The 2,236-nt window shown below is 48.0% G+C and carries 3 protein-coding genes; all 3 read right to left on the bottom strand.

Annotated elements, in window-relative coordinates:
• Positions 1-93: 93 nt before the first annotated feature.
• Complete coding sequence (locus H6S82_RS29710) at positions 94-1,047, bottom strand: asparaginase (protein ID WP_190464942.1); 954 nt, start codon at positions 1,045-1,047, stop codon at positions 94-96.
• 99 nt (positions 1,048-1,146) lie between these two features.
• Positions 1,147-1,647 (bottom strand): CGLD27 family protein, encoded by a 501-nt coding sequence (locus H6S82_RS29705; RefSeq protein WP_190464941.1) that lies wholly within the window; start codon positions 1,645-1,647, stop codon positions 1,147-1,149.
• Positions 1,648-1,652: 5 nt separating this feature from the next.
• Positions 1,653-2,099, bottom strand: a complete 447-nt coding sequence (rsfS, locus tag H6S82_RS29700) for a ribosome silencing factor (RefSeq protein ID WP_190464940.1) — start codon at positions 2,097-2,099, stop codon at positions 1,653-1,655.
• Positions 2,100-2,236: the final 137 nt, after the last annotated feature.

The following is a 2,236-nucleotide window of genomic DNA, read 5'->3' as shown; positions in this document are numbered from 1 at the left end:
GCTCTATCCCGCGTCGCCTTTACAACTATAACAATAACACAAAAAAGTTGCAAGTGGCATTTCCAAAAAATTTGGATATTTGCAAAAAGCTAGCTAGAGCAAGGATAATTCCCCCACCACCTCCAGACGTTTGTACTTGCCCAAGCTGATGAAGGTTTCAGACATAGATTCCGCTACGCTGGGAGTAATCCAGCCCATTTGTCTGAGCAGGTGAATCGCAACGGCGTGTTTGGCACGCTTGGTACCGTCGATCGCCTTTATTGCCAGCCCCATGCCTTCGCCTACCCTACCAATGCACTGAACTCCTTCTGCCCCACCCTTACTCACCAATTCTCCTTGGGTCTGGCGCATCAATTCCGTATCGAATTCCCCTTCCCCAGCTACCATATTTGGGTGATGTGTCATGGCGCGGACAATGCGCTCCATATCTAAATTTGTACCGGAGGAGAGCTGGGCATACAAAGTCCCCATTTGTCCCAGTTGCATGAAATAGGTAGGAGCGCCACAATCATCATGAGCGCTGATAAACTCTTCTCCTGGCATTCGCAGGAGTTCGGCCACTTTGCTCAAGATTAGCTGCTGAACCGGGTGGTTGCGCTGTAAATAAGTATTGAGAGGCCAATTACGTTGCTGGCAAACGGCTAGCATTCCCGCGTGTTTGCCGGAGCAATTATATTCCAGCGGACTTTGCTTACCTTCCGGGATCGGACATTGAAGTGCCGACGGGTCGATATCGCAACGCCAGAGAACGTTAAAAACCTGACGTACCTGCTCGATTTTGCCTTTGTGGGAACTACAGATAATCGCCAAGTCTCTATCTGTCAAACCGAAGCGTTCCAGAGTGCCGGTAGTGGTGACGGCTAGCGCTTGGAAAGGTTTGAGCGCGGAACGAGCAAAAGTTGCGGTTTCGGCGTTCCCTGCTACCGATAATATGCGTCCGCGATCGTCACAAACAACCGCTTGGACGCGATGGATTGATTCAGGAATGCCTTCTCGCAGTAGCGTTACTTCTAATTCTGCGGATTGAGTTCTTTTTCCCCTTGTCATGGGTAAGAATGTATCACTGAAGGGGTACGGATTGATGGAATTTTAGATTTTAGATCGGAAGATTTATTCTCTGTCTAAAATCATTACACGGCTGAGCGCTCACAGAATAATCCAAATGAGGCTGCCGATGCCAAAAGATAAAACTAGGATTGCAAAGGTACGTTGGAGGCGTTGAAGAATCGGTTGAACTTCGTAAGTTGCAATCAGTTGATCGCGGGTAAACACTTCTGGAGGTTTAGTCCAGCATTGCCCGTCGTACCAACCAGACTCTTCGTATATCACATTGACACAAGCCAAGCGATCGCGCACGTACATCCAGCCCAAGTATAGTTGTAGCAGAACTAAACCAATAAAAAAACTGGATAGAGCCGCACCACATAAGATAAACTGGCCTGGAGCCTTCTGAGGGGCAAAACTGGCAGATGCCACCGGCCCGGTGAGCAACCAACTCCAACCCCACACCCAAGCCATCTTTCTAACGTAGCTGACCCAATCTAGAGTTGCCCAACTAAAGAACCAAGACTCTCTCAGTTCTTGGTACTCGTTGATGGGTAGCTGTTCGGATGGAACTGGGCATATAGAAACAGAAGACTCCATCATTCACCTCAACTGGTTTCGATTTGCGGCAGTTCTATTCGTTCTGCGTGCCCCCAAAACGCTTCCAGATTATAGAACTCGCGTTCGCGAGGCATCAAGATGTGGGCGATCGCATCACCGTAGTCCAGAACTACCCAGGTTCCCTCTGCTAGTCCCTCTATGCGGCGGGGACGACGTTGCAGTTCTTGTTCTACTTTTTCTTGTATGCTTTGAGAAATAGCTCGCACCTGTACCCTGGAAAAGCCAGTGACAATTATAAAATAATCGGCCAGATAAGAAACCTCTGACACTCGGAGTACTACAATATCACCTCCCTTGCGGTCTGAGGCTGCTTCAGCTATGTTCAAAGCCAGTGCGCTGCTGGTATCTTGCCTGTTTCCAATTGAGTTGGCCGCGCTGCCGTCTGTCAAAACAGTTGGGTATGCTGATTCTATGCTTTTGATATGATCGGACATTAAATGGCTCGATCCTTATCGAGTTATAAAGGTATAGATTTACGCTGGTTTCACCAATTTTTGAATTCAACGTTGTCTTTATTTTAAATAAGTTCGCTAAATTTTGGGCAATCTGCCGATCGTGTCTATGTCGGCAT

The sequence above is a fragment of the Planktothrix sp. FACHB-1355 genome (assembly GCF_014748295.1).
GTDB lineage: Bacteria > Cyanobacteriota > Cyanobacteriia > Cyanobacteriales > Aerosakkonemataceae > Aerosakkonema > Aerosakkonema funiforme_A.
The sequence above is the reverse complement of the archived record's forward strand: the minus strand, read 5'-3'. Positions and strand labels throughout refer to the sequence as shown.

Coding starts and splice junctions, on each gene's coding strand:
- H6S82_RS29710 (WP_190464942.1), bottom strand. CDS start 1,047: ATGACAAGGGGAAAAAGAACTCAATCCGCAGAATTAGAAGTAACGCTA.
- H6S82_RS29705 (WP_190464941.1), bottom strand. CDS start 1,647: ATGATGGAGTCTTCTGTTTCTATATGCCCAGTTCCATCCGAACAGCTA.
- rsfS (WP_190464940.1), bottom strand. CDS start 2,099: ATGTCCGATCATATCAAAAGCATAGAATCAGCATACCCAACTGTTTTG.